The 16,840-nt window shown below is 59.5% G+C and carries 14 protein-coding genes and 1 tRNA gene; 7 read left to right on the top strand and 8 right to left on the bottom strand.

Features of this window, described 5'->3' with window-relative positions:
• Nucleotides 1-16: 16 nt before the first annotated feature.
• A complete protein-coding gene (gene radA, locus ACQUSW_RS11315; protein ID WP_428932407.1) occupies nt 17-1,360 on the bottom strand; it encodes a DNA repair protein RadA in 1,344 nt (447 codons plus the stop codon).
• Between the two features lie 115 nt (nt 1,361-1,475).
• On the opposite strand from radA, the gene ACQUSW_RS11310 reads away from it, so the two are divergent.
• The 6 genes from ACQUSW_RS11310 to ACQUSW_RS11285 all read left to right on the top strand — a co-directional run bounded on the left by ACQUSW_RS11310 (nt 1,476) and on the right by ACQUSW_RS11285 (nt 9,164).
• Nucleotides 1,476-2,093: a helix-turn-helix transcriptional regulator gene (locus ACQUSW_RS11310; RefSeq protein WP_428932406.1), complete on the top strand. Its 618-nt coding sequence runs from the start codon at nt 1,476-1,478 to the stop codon at nt 2,091-2,093.
• A 94-nt stretch (nt 2,094-2,187) separates the two neighbouring features.
• The gene (locus tag ACQUSW_RS11305; RefSeq protein WP_428932405.1) at nt 2,188-3,600 is read left to right on the top strand and encodes a cytochrome ubiquinol oxidase subunit I; all 1,413 of its coding nucleotides are present in this window, start codon (nt 2,188-2,190) and stop codon (nt 3,598-3,600) included.
• A gap of 14 nt (nt 3,601-3,614) precedes the next feature.
• Nucleotides 3,615-4,625: a cytochrome d ubiquinol oxidase subunit II gene (gene cydB / locus ACQUSW_RS11300; protein WP_428932404.1), complete on the top strand. Its 1,011-nt coding sequence runs from the start codon at nt 3,615-3,617 to the stop codon at nt 4,623-4,625.
• Nucleotides 4,622-6,325 (top strand): thiol reductant ABC exporter subunit CydD, encoded by a 1,704-nt coding sequence (cydD, locus tag ACQUSW_RS11295; protein WP_428932403.1) that lies wholly within the window; start codon nt 4,622-4,624, stop codon nt 6,323-6,325. The genes cydB and cydD overlap by 4 nt, the downstream gene beginning before the upstream one ends.
• Nucleotides 6,322-8,115, top strand: a complete 1,794-nt coding sequence (cydC, locus tag ACQUSW_RS11290; protein ID WP_428932402.1) for a thiol reductant ABC exporter subunit CydC — start codon at nt 6,322-6,324, stop codon at nt 8,113-8,115. The genes cydD and cydC overlap by 4 nt, the downstream gene beginning before the upstream one ends.
• Nucleotides 8,112-9,164, top strand: a complete 1,053-nt coding sequence (locus tag ACQUSW_RS11285; RefSeq protein ID WP_428932401.1) for a hypothetical protein — start codon at nt 8,112-8,114, stop codon at nt 9,162-9,164. The genes cydC and ACQUSW_RS11285 overlap by 4 nt, the downstream gene beginning before the upstream one ends.
• A 45-nt stretch (nt 9,165-9,209) precedes the next feature.
• Here the strand turns inward: ACQUSW_RS11285 and ACQUSW_RS11280 are convergent, their stop codons facing one another.
• Both ACQUSW_RS11280 and ACQUSW_RS11275 read right to left on the bottom strand, forming a co-directional pair.
• Entirely contained in the window at nt 9,210-9,647 is a 438-nt protein-coding gene (locus ACQUSW_RS11280) for a nitroreductase family deazaflavin-dependent oxidoreductase (RefSeq protein WP_428932400.1), read from the bottom strand.
• A 44-nt stretch (nt 9,648-9,691) separates the two neighbouring features.
• Nucleotides 9,692-11,095 carry an MFS transporter gene (locus ACQUSW_RS11275; RefSeq protein ID WP_428932399.1) on the bottom strand — a complete coding sequence of 468 codons (1,404 nt, stop codon included), beginning with the start codon at nt 11,093-11,095 and terminating at the stop codon, nt 9,692-9,694.
• Between the two features lie 91 nt (nt 11,096-11,186).
• Here ACQUSW_RS11275 and ACQUSW_RS11270 point away from each other — a divergent pair.
• Nucleotides 11,187-11,275, top strand: a tRNA-Ser gene (locus ACQUSW_RS11270).
• A gap of 498 nt (nt 11,276-11,773) precedes the next feature.
• On the opposite strand, the gene ACQUSW_RS11265 is transcribed toward ACQUSW_RS11270, so the two are convergent.
• The 5 genes from ACQUSW_RS11265 to ACQUSW_RS11245 are packed head-to-tail and all read right to left on the bottom strand — an operon-like array spanning nt 11,774 to nt 16,765.
• Complete coding sequence (locus ACQUSW_RS11265; protein WP_428932398.1) at nt 11,774-12,028, bottom strand: hypothetical protein; 255 nt, start codon at nt 12,026-12,028, stop codon at nt 11,774-11,776.
• Nucleotides 12,025-12,768 (bottom strand): hypothetical protein, encoded by a 744-nt coding sequence (locus tag ACQUSW_RS11260; protein ID WP_428932397.1) that lies wholly within the window; start codon nt 12,766-12,768, stop codon nt 12,025-12,027. The genes ACQUSW_RS11265 and ACQUSW_RS11260 overlap by 4 nt, the downstream gene beginning before the upstream one ends.
• 12 nt (nt 12,769-12,780) lie before the next feature.
• Nucleotides 12,781-16,059 carry a tape measure protein gene (locus ACQUSW_RS11255; RefSeq protein WP_428932396.1) on the bottom strand — a complete coding sequence of 1,093 codons (3,279 nt, stop codon included), beginning with the start codon at nt 16,057-16,059 and terminating at the stop codon, nt 12,781-12,783.
• Nucleotides 16,056-16,430, bottom strand: coding sequence for a hypothetical protein (locus ACQUSW_RS11250; protein ID WP_428932395.1), 375 nt, complete (start codon nt 16,428-16,430; stop codon nt 16,056-16,058). The genes ACQUSW_RS11255 and ACQUSW_RS11250 overlap by 4 nt, the downstream gene beginning before the upstream one ends.
• A complete protein-coding gene (locus ACQUSW_RS11245) occupies nt 16,427-16,765 on the bottom strand; it encodes a helix-turn-helix domain-containing protein (RefSeq protein ID WP_428932394.1) in 339 nt (112 codons plus the stop codon). Before ACQUSW_RS11245 ends, ACQUSW_RS11250 begins: the two co-directional genes overlap by 4 nt.
• Nucleotides 16,766-16,840: the final 75 nt, after the last annotated feature.

The following is a 16,840-nucleotide window of genomic DNA, read 5'->3' as shown; positions in this document are numbered from 1 at the left end:
GGTCACTTGATTCTCTCTAATTGCGGTCGGCGGCGCGTGTGCGGATGTCGCTGAGTGCGCCCCGCAGGGTGGCAGAGCGTTCGTCGACGAGGTGGCTGTAACCTAAGCGCTGTGCTTCAGAGCGCCGTTGTGTGGCTTGTGAGACGGGCCGGATCTCGCCGGCGAGGCTGAGCTCACCGACCGCTGCAAGTGTGCGGGGAACGGCCGTGGTTGACAGTGAGCTGGCGACGGCTACGGCAATGGCGAGGTCGGCGGCGGGTTCGGTAAATCGCACGCCCCCAACGGTCGAAACATAGACATCTTTATCGTGCGTGCGCACGCCGGCACGACGATCAAGAATCGCTAGCACCATCGCGACGCGTGATGAATCGAGCCCGTGTACGACCCGGCGTGGGTTGGGGCCGGTCGATGGAACGGTCAGTGCCTGCACCTCGACGGGTAGCGCCCGCCGACCTTCGAGCGCGATGGCCACGCAAGTTCCTGGTTCTGCGGCGCCGCGCGACAAGAACAGTGCGCTCGGGTCGGGAACTTCAGCGATTCCGGCCCCCGTCATCTCAAAGCAGCCCACTTCATCGGTGGGGCCAAAACGGTTCTTGAGCGCACGAACAAACCGCAACGATGTTTGGCGGTCGCCTTCAAAGTGACACACGACGTCGACCAAATGCTCGAGCATGCGTGGCCCAGCAACCTGGCCGTCTTTTGTAACGTGACCGACCAGGATCACCGGCAAGTGTCGTTCTTTTGCCACTCGAATGAGCGCCGAGGCTACTTCACGAACCTGCCCCGGCTGGCCGGCCGCACCCTCTGACAGGGGTGACGTGATGGTTTGCACCGAGTCGATAATGAGTAACTCCGGATGCACCTGATCGACGTGACCCAGAATTGTGGCGAGGTCGGTCTCGCTCGCCAAATACAGTTCGTCGTGCAGTGCACCCGTGCGTTCAGCGCGCAGCCGCACCTGGGCCATCGACTCTTCGGCGCTGGCATACAACACCCGTTTGCCTTCGCGTGCGCTGCGCGCTGCAACTTCGAGCAACAGTGTTGATTTGCCCACCCCGGGTTCACCCGACAACAAGATCGCGGCACCGGGCACAACGCCACCGCCCAGAACGCGATCGAACTCGCCGATACCGCTGGGCCGCCGTGCTGACTCGGTTGTCGTGATGGCGGTAATGGGTTGCGCTGCCCGAGTAGCATCCGGAGCAACTGCCTCAACCTTGCGGACAATACCGCGCGGAGCCGTCGACTCAACCACCGTGCCCCACTGCTGGCATTCGCCGCAGCGGCCCACCCACTTCGCGGTCGTCCAGCCACATTCCGTGCACGAAAAAGCGGGCGGTGCTGAACGTTTGGAAGCCATACAGCCAGGGTAGTGCTCACCCCTGACACTCGATTATTGCCGCAGCGCCAGCTTCCGGTGATTATTCACGGCCCGCCAGCAGGCGGCACATATAAAGCGCACGGATAATAGAGACATGGCCACCGTGAAGCCCACTTACGGGCCGATTTCGAGCTACTCGCGGGTGCATATCTTGCACCTGGTGCAAACGCAATCGCCGCGCACCATCGCCGAGTTGTGCGCAGCGACGGGGCTGCACGCTAACACTGTGCGCGAGCACGTGCAGCGCCTTATCGACGGTGGCTACATCATTCAAGAAACTGAACGACGCACGACGCGCGGCAGGCCACGCATTCTATACAGTGCAGCCACAGGTAAGCCCGAGGCATCGAGCCCCATTGCCCGAGAAAAAGCAGCGGCCGCAGCTCGACGCGGCGAAATGCTACGCCGAGCACTGCCAGAAACCGCCGGGAGTCTCAACGCCGAAGAGTCCCGCCAGCTCGATGCCCTCATCGAACATTATGAAGAATCGGGTTTTGAGCCCGTCATCAACGAAGAGCAGCTCACCGTTGAGCTCACCCCCTGCCCCCATGCCGCAGCACTGCCCGAGCATCGACCCATGCTCTGCCAGGTGCACCTCGGCCTCATGCAGGGGGTGCTCGCACAGGCCCGTGGTCCTTTGTTCGCGCGCTGCGTACGCACGCCTTCGTCTCCGGAGGAATGCACCGTAGAACTCGAGCGCACAGCCTTGTAAGAACCCGATCAAGGCACAGGGCTGCGGGTTAGCAGCAGCATCCGGGTGCTGCGTAGCCCAGCGCGCTGTCACGACGGCGTAACGAGGAGAAACGATGGACTGGCTTGACCCCCTAGTGTTGGCCCGATGGCAATTCGGGCTCACCACCATCTACCACTATCTGTTTGTGCCGTTGACTATCGGCATGGCTCTGGCCGCGGCGATATTCCAAACCATGTGGGTGCGTACGGCACGCGTGGAGTACCTGCACCTGACCCGCTTTTTCGGAAAGATTTTTCTCATCAACTTCGCGATGGGAGTGGTCACCGGGATTGTGCAAGAGTTCCAGTTCGGCATGAACTGGTCTGACTATTCTCGGTTTGTCGGTGACGTTTTTGGAGCACCGCTCGCCTTCGAAGGGCTCTTCGCCTTCTTTTTAGAAGCTACCTTTATCGGGCTGTGGATTTTTGGTTGGGACAAACTGCCGCCCAAGCTGCACTTGCTCTCGATCTGGGGAGTCGCCGTGGGCAGCATTTTGTCGGCCTATTTCATCATCGCCGCCAACGCGTTCATGCAAAACCCGGTCGGCTACGAATACAACCCCGTCACGAATCGTGCTGAACTGGTCGATTTCGCCGCACTGTTGCTCAATCCGGTCGCGCTCGCAGCATTTCCGCACACCATATTCGGCGCATTAATGTTTGCTGCCGGGGTCATTATTTCAGTTTCGGCCTGGCACCTTGCCCGCGGACAACACACCGAAACTATGCGGATCTCGTTGCGATTCGGGCTGTGGTCGATGATCGTATCGACAGTAGGCGTTGTGATCTCGGGTGACCAGCTGGGGCTTGCGATGTACGCTACGCAACCGATGAAGATGGCCGCTGCTGAAGCAACCTTTGACACCGTTTGCGGCAAAGACGCATCATTTAGCCTGTTTACGCTCGGCACTCCCGATGGTTCGAGTGAACTGTTCTCTATTCGCGTGCCCTACCTGCTCTCGCTGCTATCGACGCACTCGCTCGACGGATGCGTGCACGGTATTAACGATCTGAACGCGCAGTATGCAGTGGAGTTTGCTGACACAGGGCTAACGAACTTCGCACCGGTGCTGTGGATTACCTATTGGGCATTCCGCTGGATGATTGGTCTGGGAATGCTTCACGCGTTTATTGCAGTCGTCGGATTGTGGGTAACGCGCCGGGGTGCCCGCCGCGAGCCTGCAGCGTGGATGTGGAAGATCGCGATCTGGTCGTACCCGCTGGCTTTGGGGGCAAACATTGTTGGTTGGGTGTTCACCGAGATGGGGCGCCAGCCATGGATTGTATTCAGCCTTATGACCACACAAGACGGTGTATCGCCGGGGGTTGAGGCTTACCACGTACTGATTTCTCTCGTCGCCTTTACCGCTGTATATGCGGCACTGGCGGTCGTAGAAATCGCACTCATCGTTAGGGCAGCGCAGAAGGGCCCTGACACAACGGAAAAACCCGATGAAGCAGCTCAGCTGCCCTCGGTTGTGTACTGAGGTAAGGAGTGATCATGGATCTTGCAACGCTCTGGTTCTGGATCGTCGCCTTCTTGTTCGTGGGCTACTTTGTGCTCGACGGATTCGACTTCGGTGTGGGAATGTCGCTGCCCTTTCTGGGTAAGGACGACGTCTCGCGGCGGCAAATCATCAACACGATTGGGCCGATTTGGGATCTTAATGAAACATGGGTGATCGTTGCTGGTGCCTGTCTTTTCGCGTCGTTCCCGGAATGGTATGCCTCGCTATTCAGCGGATTTTATCTTCCGTTGCTCATTATTTTGTTGGCACTGATTGTTCGTGGGGTGTCTTTTGAATATCGGCACCAGCGAGACGATGTGCGTTGGCGGCAGCGGTTTGACTGGATGATCATCATCGGTTCGTCGCTGCCCGCGCTGCTGTGGGGCGTGGCATTTGCCAATATTGTGCGTGGTGTTCCTCTTGATGAGAACCACATTTTTACCGGAACGCTGTTCACGTTGCTTAACCCCTATGCCTTGTTGGGTGGTGTCGTGACGCTTTTGCTGTTCTTTACTAACGGGGTGACATTCGTCGCCTTAAAGACCGATGGTGCACTGCATCAGCAGGCGCGGGCACTGGCAACAAAGGCGGGAATTTTCACGCTCGTGGCCGCAGCGGCGTTCCTCGCCTGGACCGTGGCAGCACACTATTCCCCGGCGGTGCTGGTGGCTGCTGTACTGGCTGCGATCACGCTGATCGCTTCTATCGTGGCCAATGTGCGTGATCGCGAGGGCTGGGCTTTTGCTTTCGGCTCCGCCACGGTGGTGCTGGCGGTGGGCACTCTGTTCTTTGCACTGTTTCCTGCCGTGTTGCCCTCAACGATCGACCCGGCCTTTAGTCTCACGATTGAAAACGCTTCGTCGAGCCCTTACACGCTGCAGATCATGAGTTGGACAGCCTTGGTCGCATTGCCTCTCGTACTGGCATATCAGGGCTGGACCTACTGGGTTTTCCGCAAACGCGTCACGCGTGCGTCGGTAGAAGCGGCACCTGTTCACACATGAAACCCATTGATCCGCAACTGCTGCGTCGTGCTCCCGCGGCGCGGCAGTTTGTGGCGGGTGCTGCTTTCATCGCTCTGGCCCAGACCATGGTGACGATCGCGTTTGCGGGGCTGGTGGCATATGCCATAGCGCTTGTTGCGGAGGCGATAGCGGGCACCCCGGATGCTGCGGGTGGCGATGATCGTGTTGCATCCGGCGTCCTTGCGACCCTGGGCACAATAGCGCTCGTGCTTGTGGGCGTAGTGCTTGCGCGGTCGCTCTTGGTGCTGGTAAGCGAGGCCTGGGGTTTGCGCGCGGCGGCTCGCACCGGATCGCAGCTACGGGCGACGCTGCTGGCCGCGATCGAACGCCGGGGGCCTGGATGGTTGGCGCACCGTAATCAAACGGCGCTAGCGGTAACAGCGGGCCATGGTCTTGACGCACTCGACCCATATTTTTCTCGCTATATTCCGCAGTTGGTACTCACGGCTATCGCAACGCCCGTGATTGTTGCGGTGATGTGGTGGTATGACTGGCCCAGCGGGCTGGCTGCCGCACTCACGCTGCCGCTCATTCCTATCTTTCTTGTGCTTATTGGTCTTGCTACGCGCAGCGTGCACAAGCGGCAGCTGGGTGTTCTACAGCGACTTGCCGCCCAATTTGCCGATACTTTGCAGGGGCTTGCGACCCTGCGCATTTTTCGCCGCGAAGACCGAGCTGTTCATCGTGTACGCGAAACTGCTGAAGAGTATCGCAAAGAGACCATGCGTGTGTTGCGGTATTCGTTCTTGTCAGGGTTTGCGTTAGAGCTGTTGTCGTCACTAGCTGTTGCCATTATTGCGGTAGCGGTGGGATTGCGGTTGTTGGCCGGGAACCTTGATCTGGGTACGGGGCTTTTTGTATTGCTTCTTGCGCCCGAAGCTTTTTTGCCGCTGCGACAGGTTGGCGTGCAGTTTCATGCTGCCGAAGAAGGCGTGACTGCCGTAGATGAGGTGCTGAGCATTATTGCCGATGCCGAAAAAGTTCACCCCGACCGTGCCACCGATGTGCCGGGGAATGCGGCTGCGGATCGGGAGACAACCGGGCTCAACGTGCGAGCCTTGTGCATAACGCATGACGATCGGTCTCTGCCGTCGGTATCTTTTTTGGCGCAACCGGGAACGATTACGCTCATCGAAGGCCCCAGCGGTACCGGAAAATCGAGCGTATTTGCAGCACTACGCCATGCGGTCGATTACACGGGCACCGCCACATGGAACGGCATAGACGTTCGCTGCCTGCATCCGGCGGAATGGTTGGCGTGGGCAGGGCAACAACCTGCACTGTTTCGTGGAACCATTGCCAGCAATGTCGCCCTCGGCGCCGAACCAGATACTCACGCCGTACGGCGAGCTCTTGACGACGCAGGGGCCAGTGAACTGGCCCCCGACAGAGAACTTGGTGAACGCGGCGCGGGTGTCTCGGGTGGACAAGCGCAGCGTATTGCCGTGGCACGCGCCCTCTATCGTTTGCGCGCACCCGGCCGACGCCTGCTTGCTTTGGATGAACCATCGAGCGCCCTCGACGAAACAACCGAAACTCACCTGTGGAACAACCTGCGCCGCATCGCCGACGAGGGAACCACGGTTGTGGTTATCTCACACAGAGCCAGCGCGCGACGCATTGCCGACACGGTCATAACCATGCACGTAGCTGACAGCGAAGAACCGGTGAGGCGATGACAGAGGCAGTACATTTGCGGCATCCGGATGCTGCGCATGAACCACTCACCGATGTGGTGAAGCAACGCACCCGCGAGGTTATGCGCGCCGCCATGCCTGCTGCTCGCCAGTTTGTGCCGGGTCTAATCAGCGGCGTGCTTTCGGCTGCGGCAGCCGTAGGGCTATTGCTGGTGAGCGGTTGGCTTATTGTGAACGCGTCGGTGGTCGATTCACTTGTTCCACTGTCGCTGGCCATTGTCGGTGTCCGATTTTTTGCTGTCTCTCGTGCGGTTTTTCGTTACCTGGAGCGATTGGCGGGCCACGATGCTGCTCTACGACAAATCGCTGACGTACGTGCCGATACCGTGCGACGACTGATCCCCTTTGCTCCTGCGGGTTTGGGTGCAAGCGACGCTGGCGGCATGCTCTCGGCCATGGTTGACGACGTAGAAAACCTGCAGGACCTGCCCCTGCGCGTTGTACAACCCTTACTTACCGGCGGAATCATCGCCATCGGGTCGGTCATTGTTGTGGCATGTGTATCACCCGCGGCTGCCCTGGTTCTGGCTGCCTGCTTGGCCATCGCCGCGGTGCTGGCGATACTCGTGGGATGGCGCTGGGGAGCACGAGCCGAACGTTCAGTGAGCCTTTATCGTGCCGAGCTGTCGAGCGCGTTGACCGACTACCTCACAGGTCTTGACGTGCTCATCACGTTCGGAGCACTCACTCAGGCCCGCGAAAGAGTACGAGCAGCCGATGCGCAACTGCGCCGCACAGTAAACCGCAGTGCCCTTGCCCAGGTGGCAGCCGGTGCAGTCGTGAGTGCAGTGGCCGGTGCTGCCACTGTCGGCATCATGATGTGGGCGGTGCCCGGCCTTGCAGGGGGAGCAGCAACTACCGCCTGGTATGCGGTTGTCGTTATGCTGCCACTTGCGGTTTTTGACATCTTTGGTGCTGTGCCGCAAGCGGCATCTGCGTGGCGCAAGGTGCAAGCAAGCGCCCAGCGAATCGCCACTGTCTTGCCCGCCGCGATGCCCGCAGAACTCCGCACCGATAAGCCGCGTGAGGTTTCGCCCGTGCAAGCACCCCATGCCCCGGATGCTGGTGCTCCCAGCGCGTCGACCACGGTCGGCGGCGTGCATCTGCGCGGCGTTTCGGCGCGCTGGCCCGGGCAGCAGCATCCGGTGTTACAGGGGATTGACCTGCACGTTATTGCCGGGAGCAAAGTGCTCATCAGTGGTCCCAGCGGGGCAGGAAAATCAACCCTCGCTGCCGCGCTTGTGGGGTTCTTGCGGGCCGAAGGTCAATACATTGTCGACGGTGTTGACGCAGCAACTCTCAGCGGCCCGAACCTTCGTGAACACATCGGGCTGTGCCAACAACAGCCGCATCTTTTTGACCTTGATATTCGACAAAACCTGCTCTTTGCCCGTGACACCGCCACCGATGGCGAACTGATGGCCGTTCTTGATCGTGTAGGCCTTGCCGAGTGGGCTCGTGAGCGAGGCGGACTTGATGCGCGCGTCGGCGAACGTGGTTCCTTGATTTCCGGCGGCCAAGCGCAACGACTGGCGTTGGCTCGTGCGCTACTTCATGATTTTCCGGTGCTCGTGCTCGACGAGCCGACGGCGGGCGTTGATCCGCAGGCGTCTGACGCTCTGCTGCGCGACCTGCTTGATGCGGCATCCGGTCAGACCGTTATTGTGATTTCACACACAAACCCACCCGAAGACACCATCGATGCCCATGTGCGGCTTGTCAATGGACGACTACACGCCGTGTCAGAGCCGCCCAGTAGGCTGGAACCATGACCCAGCCTCAAGGAGCCCACCTCGTCGGGAGCGTCAATTATGACGACGCAGAGACCACTATGCGCACGGCCGCCACAGAACTCGGCGGCCGTCTGAAGCGCATTCCCGATGGCGAGGTGGGCAAGCGTTTCCACTGGATTATGTTCCAGCCCGATGTGCTGGGGCAGGCTGAAGGTATTGAGCGGGTAGGCGACGAACCGATTCCGTTTCCGGCGGGTATTGATGCTCGTCCGCTGCGGCTTGCCGACGGTATTGATCCGAACAGCATTATTTTGCCGCACCTAGGTTATGCGTCGGCAGCGCGCGAGTCATACGCGATCTTCACACGCCTGCGCGACGAGGGCACAGTAGCGCCTGGTGTGCGGTTTCAAGTATCACTGCCCACGCCCGTCGCCGTGATCTCATCGTTCTTCTCCGGCGACGACCGCAAAGCAATCGAACCCCTTTATCGTGACGCCATACTGCGGGAGCTCGAAGAGATTGTCGAGAACATTCCGCACGACGACCTCGCCATTCAGTGGGACGTCGCCAGCGAGATGGGCATTATCGAAGGCGCCTCGGGTTATGGCGCGGTCATGCAGGCATGGTGGGCCGGCGACCCCTTCGACGGACTCGTGGCTCGACTCGTGCACCTCATCGATGCCGTGCCCGACGACGTCGAAGTCGGAGTGCACCTGTGTTACGGCGACGCCGGAGAAAAGCACTTCATCGAACCCCGCGACACCGGCAACCTCGTGCGTTTTGCTAATGCCGTCATGCGTGACGCACGCCACACTCTCACGTGGCTACACCTGCCCGTGCCGATCGATCGCGACGACGACGCCTACTTCGCACCGCTCGACGACCTCGCGCTCACGACCGGCACAGAACTGTACCTGGGTCTCGTCCACCGCGAAGACGGAGTCGCCGGAGCACAGCGCCGTATTACCGCTGCACTACCGCACGCCGCTGAGTTTGGTGTTGCGACAGAGTGCGGCATTGGTCGCGCGCCCGAAGGCACCACCGAGGGAATCTTGCGCACCCACGCCGAGGTCGCGGCAGTCTGGTAGGCAGCCCCCAATGCGAGTGGAGCCCTCGAGGTCAGTCGATCGGGCTTAGTCGATCGGCTCGAGCACAAAAACGGGAATCACGCGCGTCGTTTTCGTGGCGTAGTCGTCATAGGGCGGCCACACTTCGGTGGCCCGCTGCCACCACAGGTCACGTTCTTCGCCGTGCACTTCGCGGGCACGATACTGTTTGCGCACGCCGCCGTCTTGCAGTGCCACTAGCGGGTTCTTGGTGATGTTCCAATACCAGGCCGGATGCTGCGGAGCACCCCCGCGCGAGGCAACAACCGCATAGTTGCCGTCATGCTCTACCCTCATGAGCGCCGTTTTACGAATACCGCCGGACTTTGCGCCCACCGTGGTGAGCACGATGATCGGCCTGCCTTTTAATTCGTGTGCTTCCGTGCCACCGGATGCTTCAAACTTTTCTGCCTGCTCGCGCGCCCAGTCTGCGGTGCTGGGCAAATATTCGCCATTCAGTGCCATGGTGTGCCTTTCTGACTGTGCCGTTCTTGCTTGCCACTTCGACGCTACCCCGGGATGGGAGTGGTTGGGCCAGTGGGCTCGGTTGGCGTCACAGTCTCGGTGCGGGGTGTTCGAATGCCGATCCACGAGATAACGCCGCCCGCGGCCATGAGTGCGGCCGTGAACCAGGCGGCGCTGTGGAAACCTGCAAGGTCGAGTCGGCCACCAACAATCGTCGAAAGCATGGCGACCACGAGCAGCCCGGCAACCCGCGAGATCGCATTGTTGATCGCCGAGGCGATGCCGCCATGTTCTTCTTCGACAGCACCGAGCACCGCCGCCGTCAACGGTGCCACGGTGAGTGCTAAACCAAGGCCGAGCACGATCATTGACGGCAACACCTGCCACCAATAGTTGAAGTCGTGGTCGACAGTGATGAGTAGCGCCGCACCGATAGCCATCAGTAGCGGACCAATCGTCATGAGTATGCGCGGGCCGTGCTTTGCCGCCCATGTGCCAGCCTTCGAACTGAGCACAATCATCATGAGGGTAATGGGCAGGCTCGCAAGACCCGCGGCCGTAGCGGTGAGGCCCGCCCCCTGTTGCAGATACACACTAATAACAAAACCGTTCAGCGACAGGGCAGCATAAATAAACAGCGTCGCAGCATTGCCCCACGCAAAGTTACGCAACTGAAAAAGCCCCAGCGGCAACAGCGGATGTGTGGCTGTGCGCTGTCGCACCAGAAAAATGAGCAACAGCACGGCACCGCCAACACCCGGCACCCAGATCGCTGGTGCCGACCAGCCCCAATTCGGCTGCTCAATGAGAGCAAAAACGACCGCCCCGAGGCCAACGGCGCACAGTATGCCGCTGGTCCAATCCACTCGGGTTGTGCGTTTATGCGCAGCATCCGGCAACCGCCACAACAAAAAGAGGGTGACGGCAATAGGTAAAACGTTGATAAGAAACACCAGACGCCACGACAAAAAGTCGACAAAAAGACCACCCAGCAGCGGCCCCACCAACTGTGCTGCAGTAGTGAACGCCGTCCACACACCAATAGCCCGTGCCTGCAAAGGCCCACGCATTGTTGCCGTGATGAGGGCAAGAGAACTGGGCACGAGCAGCGCCCCCGCAGCACCCTGACCGGCCCGCGCAATAATCAACACCAGTGGATCAGGCGCCGCAGCAACAGCGACCGAAGCAACCCCAAAAGCAATCAACCCGGCCCGCATCACCGCCACGCGCCCAAACGCATCCGACAGCGAGCCGGCCAACAAAATGAGGGCACTCAACGTGATCAGATACGCATCAACCACCCACTGCTGCGTCGAAATACCACCACCCAGCTCGCGACTAATAGCAGGCAACGCCACATTGACCACCGTGCCATCAAGAAACGTCACAAACGAGGCCAGCACAGCAATCGCCACCACCAGGCGCTGCTTCGCAGAAAGAGTCGTCACAGCATGACTGTATCGCCCACAGACACGCCCGATACCCGATGCGCCACAACCCGATTCGCGCGACCGGAAGCTGTGCCGTAAACTTATGCGCGGTGACGTGTCCGAGCGGCCGAAGGTGCAACACTCGAAATGTTGTGTAGGCAACCCCTACCGTGGGTTCAAATCCCACCGTCACCGCCACTGTAAAACCCCCGCGATCCCTTGCAAACACTGGGAACGCGGGGGTTTTGTGTTACTGGAAAAGACGCCGTGGCAACATATTGGCAACATATTTTTCACGAACAGTTGAAGAGTAGAGCGGGAGCACACCGAAACATTGCGCGCGTTTTGAGGTGGACTGGTACACCGTTGGCCATTCTTCCCCTCGATCGCGAGTCACCTGAGTCGATGTCGATGGGGTTAGACGCTCGCGGAAACGGTGAAGGCGGCTCAGCTGTCCTAGTGAACTGCCTGCCGCCTTCACCGGTATCTTACGACACACGTTCGCGAGGCTACGAACATGCATTCTCGGTTTCAAGAGGATGAGCGGGCCCGGCAAGATTGGTGGTCTTCGAGCCCGCTCAGGTGGTGTCGATCACGGAAAGGGCGAAACATGAGCGACACCGGACACGAAGCGTTCGGCCATCTCGCATTTGAAATGCGGGAGGTCTCGGCATCTTCGAGCATGGTTCTGCCTGGTCATTCCTGCCTTGGCGTGGCTGTGCGCTTCACGGCGCGCTTAGCGGCAGCAAGACGCATTTGCACCTGCGGCCAGCGGTTGGAGGCGTTCCACCGGCTCTTAGGCCCTTTCACTGGGTGGCGGCGTTCCCACCAGTCGAGCATCGCGTCGTAGTCGGCTTGGGCGCGGGCCAGTTCCGTAATCGGATCACTGCTCCGCTCGCTCGAAGTGGCGAGGTTCGGATCTAGCTCTGGCGGGAGGTATTCGGCGTTCATCTCTGGAACTCTCCGAGAGCAGTGTCTCGCCTTCCGGCATCTGTGAGATTGCCGGCCCCTTCAGCAGTTTGAAGCCGTTCGGCGGGGATGTTGCGCACCATCAAGTCCAGGGTGGCCTCGTTAGAAGACGCCAAACGGCTTCCAGCAACATGTTCGCGGGCTTTGTTTGCCGCGGTAACGAGCCAGGATGCGGTTTTCTTGGCAGTGTTCAGATAGTTCAGGGCGCGACTATAATCTTCGTCGCTTTCTGCCAGCGCCTTGTTGATTCTGTCATCAAAGTCGTTTCCGCCTCCGCGATACTCGATGTAACCGCCGAGTTCTTCCAAGATGATTCGTCGTTCGTCGCCGACAGTTGTCTTGACGGCATCTAATCCGAGCACCTCGGCTTTAACCTCGCCGGCGTTCTCCATGCGTTGGCGGAGTCGGTTCCAGGCCCGCACAGCGCGGGTTTCGGCGAGTAGTTGCTCGGTAGCTGTACCGTCAACTGGTTTCGTCAACGCGGCACGGGCCTTGTGCACGTCGGCCGTTGCGAGGTCGATCCACTCATTCACGTTCGTAGCGATTTCGTCTACACGTTCGAGCCACTTACCGGACGTACGAGCCTTGTCGAGGGCGTCCGTGACCCCAGATTCGGTGAGGAGACCTTCATCGAGTTCTCTGCGGTACCGGCGTGCCGCCGCCTCATGTTCGTCTAGAACTTTGATGAGACTGTTGTGCCAGTTCTTGAGTTTCGTGCTCATTTTTTCCCTTTCTTAATGTGGATGTGTGCCCAGGATTTGGGCTGCTTCCCACGCGTCTGCCATCGGGTCGCGTGAAACAGGGTTCACCAAGGAAACGTTTGGTCTACCGAGCTCGGATCGCAGAGATCTGACTTCCGCGATCAGCTCCGAGAGTTGGTCATCGTGAGACCGCCGGCTGGTTGGACTTGCGACCTGTAGCAAGGCAGGGGCAGGCAACGCAGCCGTCTGCACACCAAGCACAGGCCCACCAGCAGCAAACGTCGGCAACATCCCAGACTTCGCGAGTGCACGCATCCGCGCCACAACACCATGCCCACCCGCACCACGAGTCTCCGCAGCCGTCCACACATGCTCGTTATTCGACAACAACGCATGCACCGAATCCGACATGTCCGAACCGGCACCACGAACCGCGCCACCACCAGCAAGCCGAGGCGGCCCAGACGAACTCGCAGTCGAATCCGCGATCCCAACAATCGACACGTACCGAGTACGGGTAAGACCACTCAGATACTCTTCGACCGTGACGAAAGATCCGTCATCTTTCTGCACCTTGACCGTTCCGGTCGGCAGTGAAGTGATGTCGATCCCAAGCGCTTCCAGCGCACGCTTCAACCCCGGGAAACTGTCGGAAGAGACCGTGAACTCACCGTCTGGCGTAGTCAAGATCTGTGCTGCTAGAGCGAGACCTTCTCGCATCTTGGTGTCGTACGTGCCCCCATCGTCGTACATGAACGCGATGATTTCAGGGACGTCCATCATCATGGCGATCAGAGCCTCGGTCTTTTCCTCCGATAGTCCTGCTTCCAAAGCAATCTGTCGGAGCATCTCTGGATACTCTTTCCCCGCTGCAACACCTGCATCAAACGCACCCGCAAGGTTGTCGTTCTCTTTCTCATAATCGATGGTTGTGCGGATTGCTTCGAGCATCTGATCATTGAGACGGGCGATCTGAGTTTCTAGCTGGAGTCCTTCACGCGTGGACTTGTTGACCTCACCGTTTGCTTTGACGAGAGAGTCGGCGAGTTTCTCTCCACTCTCATCAGTGACTGCAAAAGCATCAGCAAGGTTCAGGGTATGTTCGGCCAGGTCGCGTTGTAGCTGTTCCTGTGTCCGCGTCCCGCCGTTTAGCTCATCGAGCGCCAGTTTCAGTGCACGCAACCGTTCAGTAGCGTCACGTCCTGTTTCGCGAGCGATCTTTAGCGCCTCGTTAAACCGTGTATTTGACCGAGCCGCATCAGACATGGCTTCGGCAGCTTCGCGCGATGCTTGAGCGTCTGCCCGTTTATCTTCGACAGCCGTACGAATTGCAGACGACTGAGCTTCATAATTTTCACGAATTGCGCTGGCAGACTCGACCAGTTTGCGACTGTCGTAATCCAAACCACGCCGATCACTAACACTCTCACGCACTTCGTCCGCTGCCTCAAGCGCTTCCTGCACCCTGCGCACAGCATCCTCTTCGCCCATCAACGACCGGATGTACGTTTCTCGAGCGATATCAAGACGCTTTAGATGGTCAGCGGTGTCCCCGTCCGCAATGTTCTTGTCAATCTGCGCACGGGTAGCGTCCGTGATCGCCCCTGTCGTCTCGTTCAGCGTTGTTCGATAGCCTTCAACCCGCTCACGAGTTTCTTGCGCTACTTGCGCTTGCGCGGCGAATACGGTCGTGAGGATCGCGGCGGCCGTCGACACACCGAGAATGGTCATCCCGATGGGGTTGCTGAGGAATGCTCCCTTAAGCGCGAGACCGACGCCACTAATCTTCGTGCGCGCCACTGCAAACGCCGCACCCATATTCCCGACCTGGCGTCCGGCAACATCGAGTGAGCCTCCGGTTGCCCTCGCGATGCCCTGCTGCACGGCCATTTGCTCAGCGAAGCGCTGTAACGCTGGTCGGGCCTTACCAAGCATGGAGTTGAACCCGAGGCCTGCGACGACAGCAGCCAACATCGGGGACGGTATTTTCCCGAGAATGTCCACGAACGGGCGTGCAACATCCGACACTCCACGTACACCCGTCGCAACAACAGGCAACGCCGACGCTAAAGCCCCCGACAATACGACCGCGATCTCACCCGCAACAGACAACAACGGCTTCAACTCGGCCAACAGCCCAGCAAGTTCCGTACGCAACTCAGGTGAAGCCACTGCGGCTGCAGCAATCGCCCCCGCAAGCGGATGGATAGCCGGAATGAACCGTCCCAACACAGGGATCCCGTTCAACAGCTGCGCGTTCATCGCCAACACGGCACCCGCTGCCGCGGCAACACCCGGGCCGTGACCGGCGACAGCATCCAAGCCCTTTTCGAGCTTCGACGAGTCCCACGCCTTCACACGGACAGTCGTCTTATCCAAGAACTCGGTGAGCTTCGCGAACGCTGGCGCAGCACGCCCGGTAAGAATCGACACCACCGGCGCGACATGACCCTCAACAGCACGCATCACATCTGCGACCTGGTTACCCCACGTCACATAGAGGCCGCCGCCATCCTTGGACACAAACGGTTCAGCCAACGCCGCACCAATGTCACGCGACGCGGCACGAATCCGGTCCACCGTACCCGCATACGTTTCTTTAACGTTCGCTGCAGCACCGTCGAACTTCTCACTCAAACCATCAACGAGCGGATCCCACACCTCATCAGCAGGGATACCGCCAGGCTTCGACGCCATCTCACGGATCTCGGCGCTGGTCTTACCCATCTTCTCGGCGATAATTTCCGCCGCATCGATACCCTGCAACCCGAGCCGTGTGAGCGTGTCACCGGTCAGTTTCCCCTGACCCCGCATCTGTGCGAGCGTGTACGCGATCTGCGAGATCTGCTCATTCGACCCGCCCACCGCGGCAACAGCGTTCTGGATAGCGTCCAGCGCCGGAACAACCTTCCGCGCTTCGACACCAAACCCAAGTAACTGCTGCTGTGCAGTGATGAACACCGACTTACTGAACGGGCTCTTCTTCGCGAACGCGTCCAGCCGGTCCATTTGAGCGTTCGCCTGCTCGGCACCACCCCTGATGGTTTTCAACGCGGCACGAGACGTCTGCTGCAGAGTGTTGTATTCCACACCCGTGGCCATCAGCTTCGTCAAATAGACCGCGGCGGCAGTAGACGCGACACCGATCGATGTTGCTGTTGCCCGGAACGTCGACTCAGCGGTCTTCCCCAGCTTTGAGGCACGTGTGTCAACGTTCTCTAACCGTTGCTTGAAACCCTCCAAATCACGGGATGCTGTGTCGATACCGCCAAGGCGAATGGTTGATACAAGGTCAGCGGTAGTGAAGCTCATGCTGTGCCTCGATCCTGTTGGTCAAGCCACGCAACTATTTCGTTCACTGTCTGATCGGCGCTCTGCTCAGCGATCACGGCGGAGAGATTGCTGTGGGTGCGGAGGTTTTCGGCGAATGGATGTTCTGAGTGGAGTCCGAGTGTGCGGATCATGCCAAGTAGCCGTTCGACGGTGAGTGCGAGGACGCGTGTTCGTGCTTCGTTCTCGTTGCCGAACACGTTCAATGTTGTTGCGATCGATCGGCTGGCAGTTGGAAGTCCGTCTTGCACAGCGATTGCGGAGAGCGTGTATGCGAGTTCTTGGACTGTTGAGTCGTAGAGTTCGGTGATCGGCCCCTCAGGGAGCCCTAGAAGCGGTCCGAGGTAGCTCATGCGTCACACTCCTGGGTGGATGTGCGGCGAGCTTGGGCGCCGAGAGCCGACCATGCGTAGCCGAACAGCATTGCGGAGCCATTGACGGCAGTGTCGATGCGTTTAGCGAAGTCTCGTAGTGTGACTGCGTCGGAGTCGCTGATGGACTGTAGTGCGCGTGTGAAGGCGACGTGGGGGTCGTTGACTGGAGCGTCGAGGGATACTTCGTAACGGCGTTTGCCGACGCGTGTGGCGGGTAGTTTTCCTTCACGAATCCATAGTTTGATTGTGGACTCGGAGACACCGTAAACAGTAGAGGCTTCGGCGACAGTGCCGACCTGTGCTTGCTTCGTCATGCTGCGTGTCCTTCCTGTTCGTGCACGCCGAGCAGAGGATCTGGATAGCCGGAAGTGGCTAGATCTCTCGCTCGG

Source organism: Microbacterium luticellae (assembly GCF_050408645.1).
GTDB lineage: Bacteria > Actinomycetota > Actinomycetes > Actinomycetales > Microbacteriaceae > Microbacterium.
This window is presented reverse-complemented; position numbering and strand designations above follow the sequence as displayed.

Coding starts and splice junctions, on each gene's coding strand:
- radA (WP_428932407.1), bottom strand. CDS start 1,360: ATGGCTTCCAAACGTTCAGCACCGCCCGCTTTTTCGTGCACGGAATGT.
- ACQUSW_RS11310 (WP_428932406.1), top strand. CDS start 1,476: ATGGCCACCGTGAAGCCCACTTACGGGCCGATTTCGAGCTACTCGCGG.
- ACQUSW_RS11305 (WP_428932405.1), top strand. CDS start 2,188: ATGGACTGGCTTGACCCCCTAGTGTTGGCCCGATGGCAATTCGGGCTC.
- cydB (WP_428932404.1), top strand. CDS start 3,615: ATGGATCTTGCAACGCTCTGGTTCTGGATCGTCGCCTTCTTGTTCGTG.
- cydD (WP_428932403.1), top strand. CDS start 4,622: ATGAAACCCATTGATCCGCAACTGCTGCGTCGTGCTCCCGCGGCGCGG.
- cydC (WP_428932402.1), top strand. CDS start 6,322: ATGACAGAGGCAGTACATTTGCGGCATCCGGATGCTGCGCATGAACCA.
- ACQUSW_RS11285 (WP_428932401.1), top strand. CDS start 8,112: ATGACCCAGCCTCAAGGAGCCCACCTCGTCGGGAGCGTCAATTATGAC.
- ACQUSW_RS11280 (WP_428932400.1), bottom strand. CDS start 9,647: ATGGCACTGAATGGCGAATATTTGCCCAGCACCGCAGACTGGGCGCGC.
- ACQUSW_RS11265 (WP_428932398.1), bottom strand. CDS start 12,028: ATGAACGCCGAATACCTCCCGCCAGAGCTAGATCCGAACCTCGCCACT.
- ACQUSW_RS11260 (WP_428932397.1), bottom strand. CDS start 12,768: ATGAGCACGAAACTCAAGAACTGGCACAACAGTCTCATCAAAGTTCTA.
- ACQUSW_RS11255 (WP_428932396.1), bottom strand. CDS start 16,059: ATGAGCTTCACTACCGCTGACCTTGTATCAACCATTCGCCTTGGCGGT.
- ACQUSW_RS11250 (WP_428932395.1), bottom strand. CDS start 16,430: ATGAGCTACCTCGGACCGCTTCTAGGGCTCCCTGAGGGGCCGATCACC.
- ACQUSW_RS11245 (WP_428932394.1), bottom strand. CDS start 16,765: ATGACGAAGCAAGCACAGGTCGGCACTGTCGCCGAAGCCTCTACTGTT.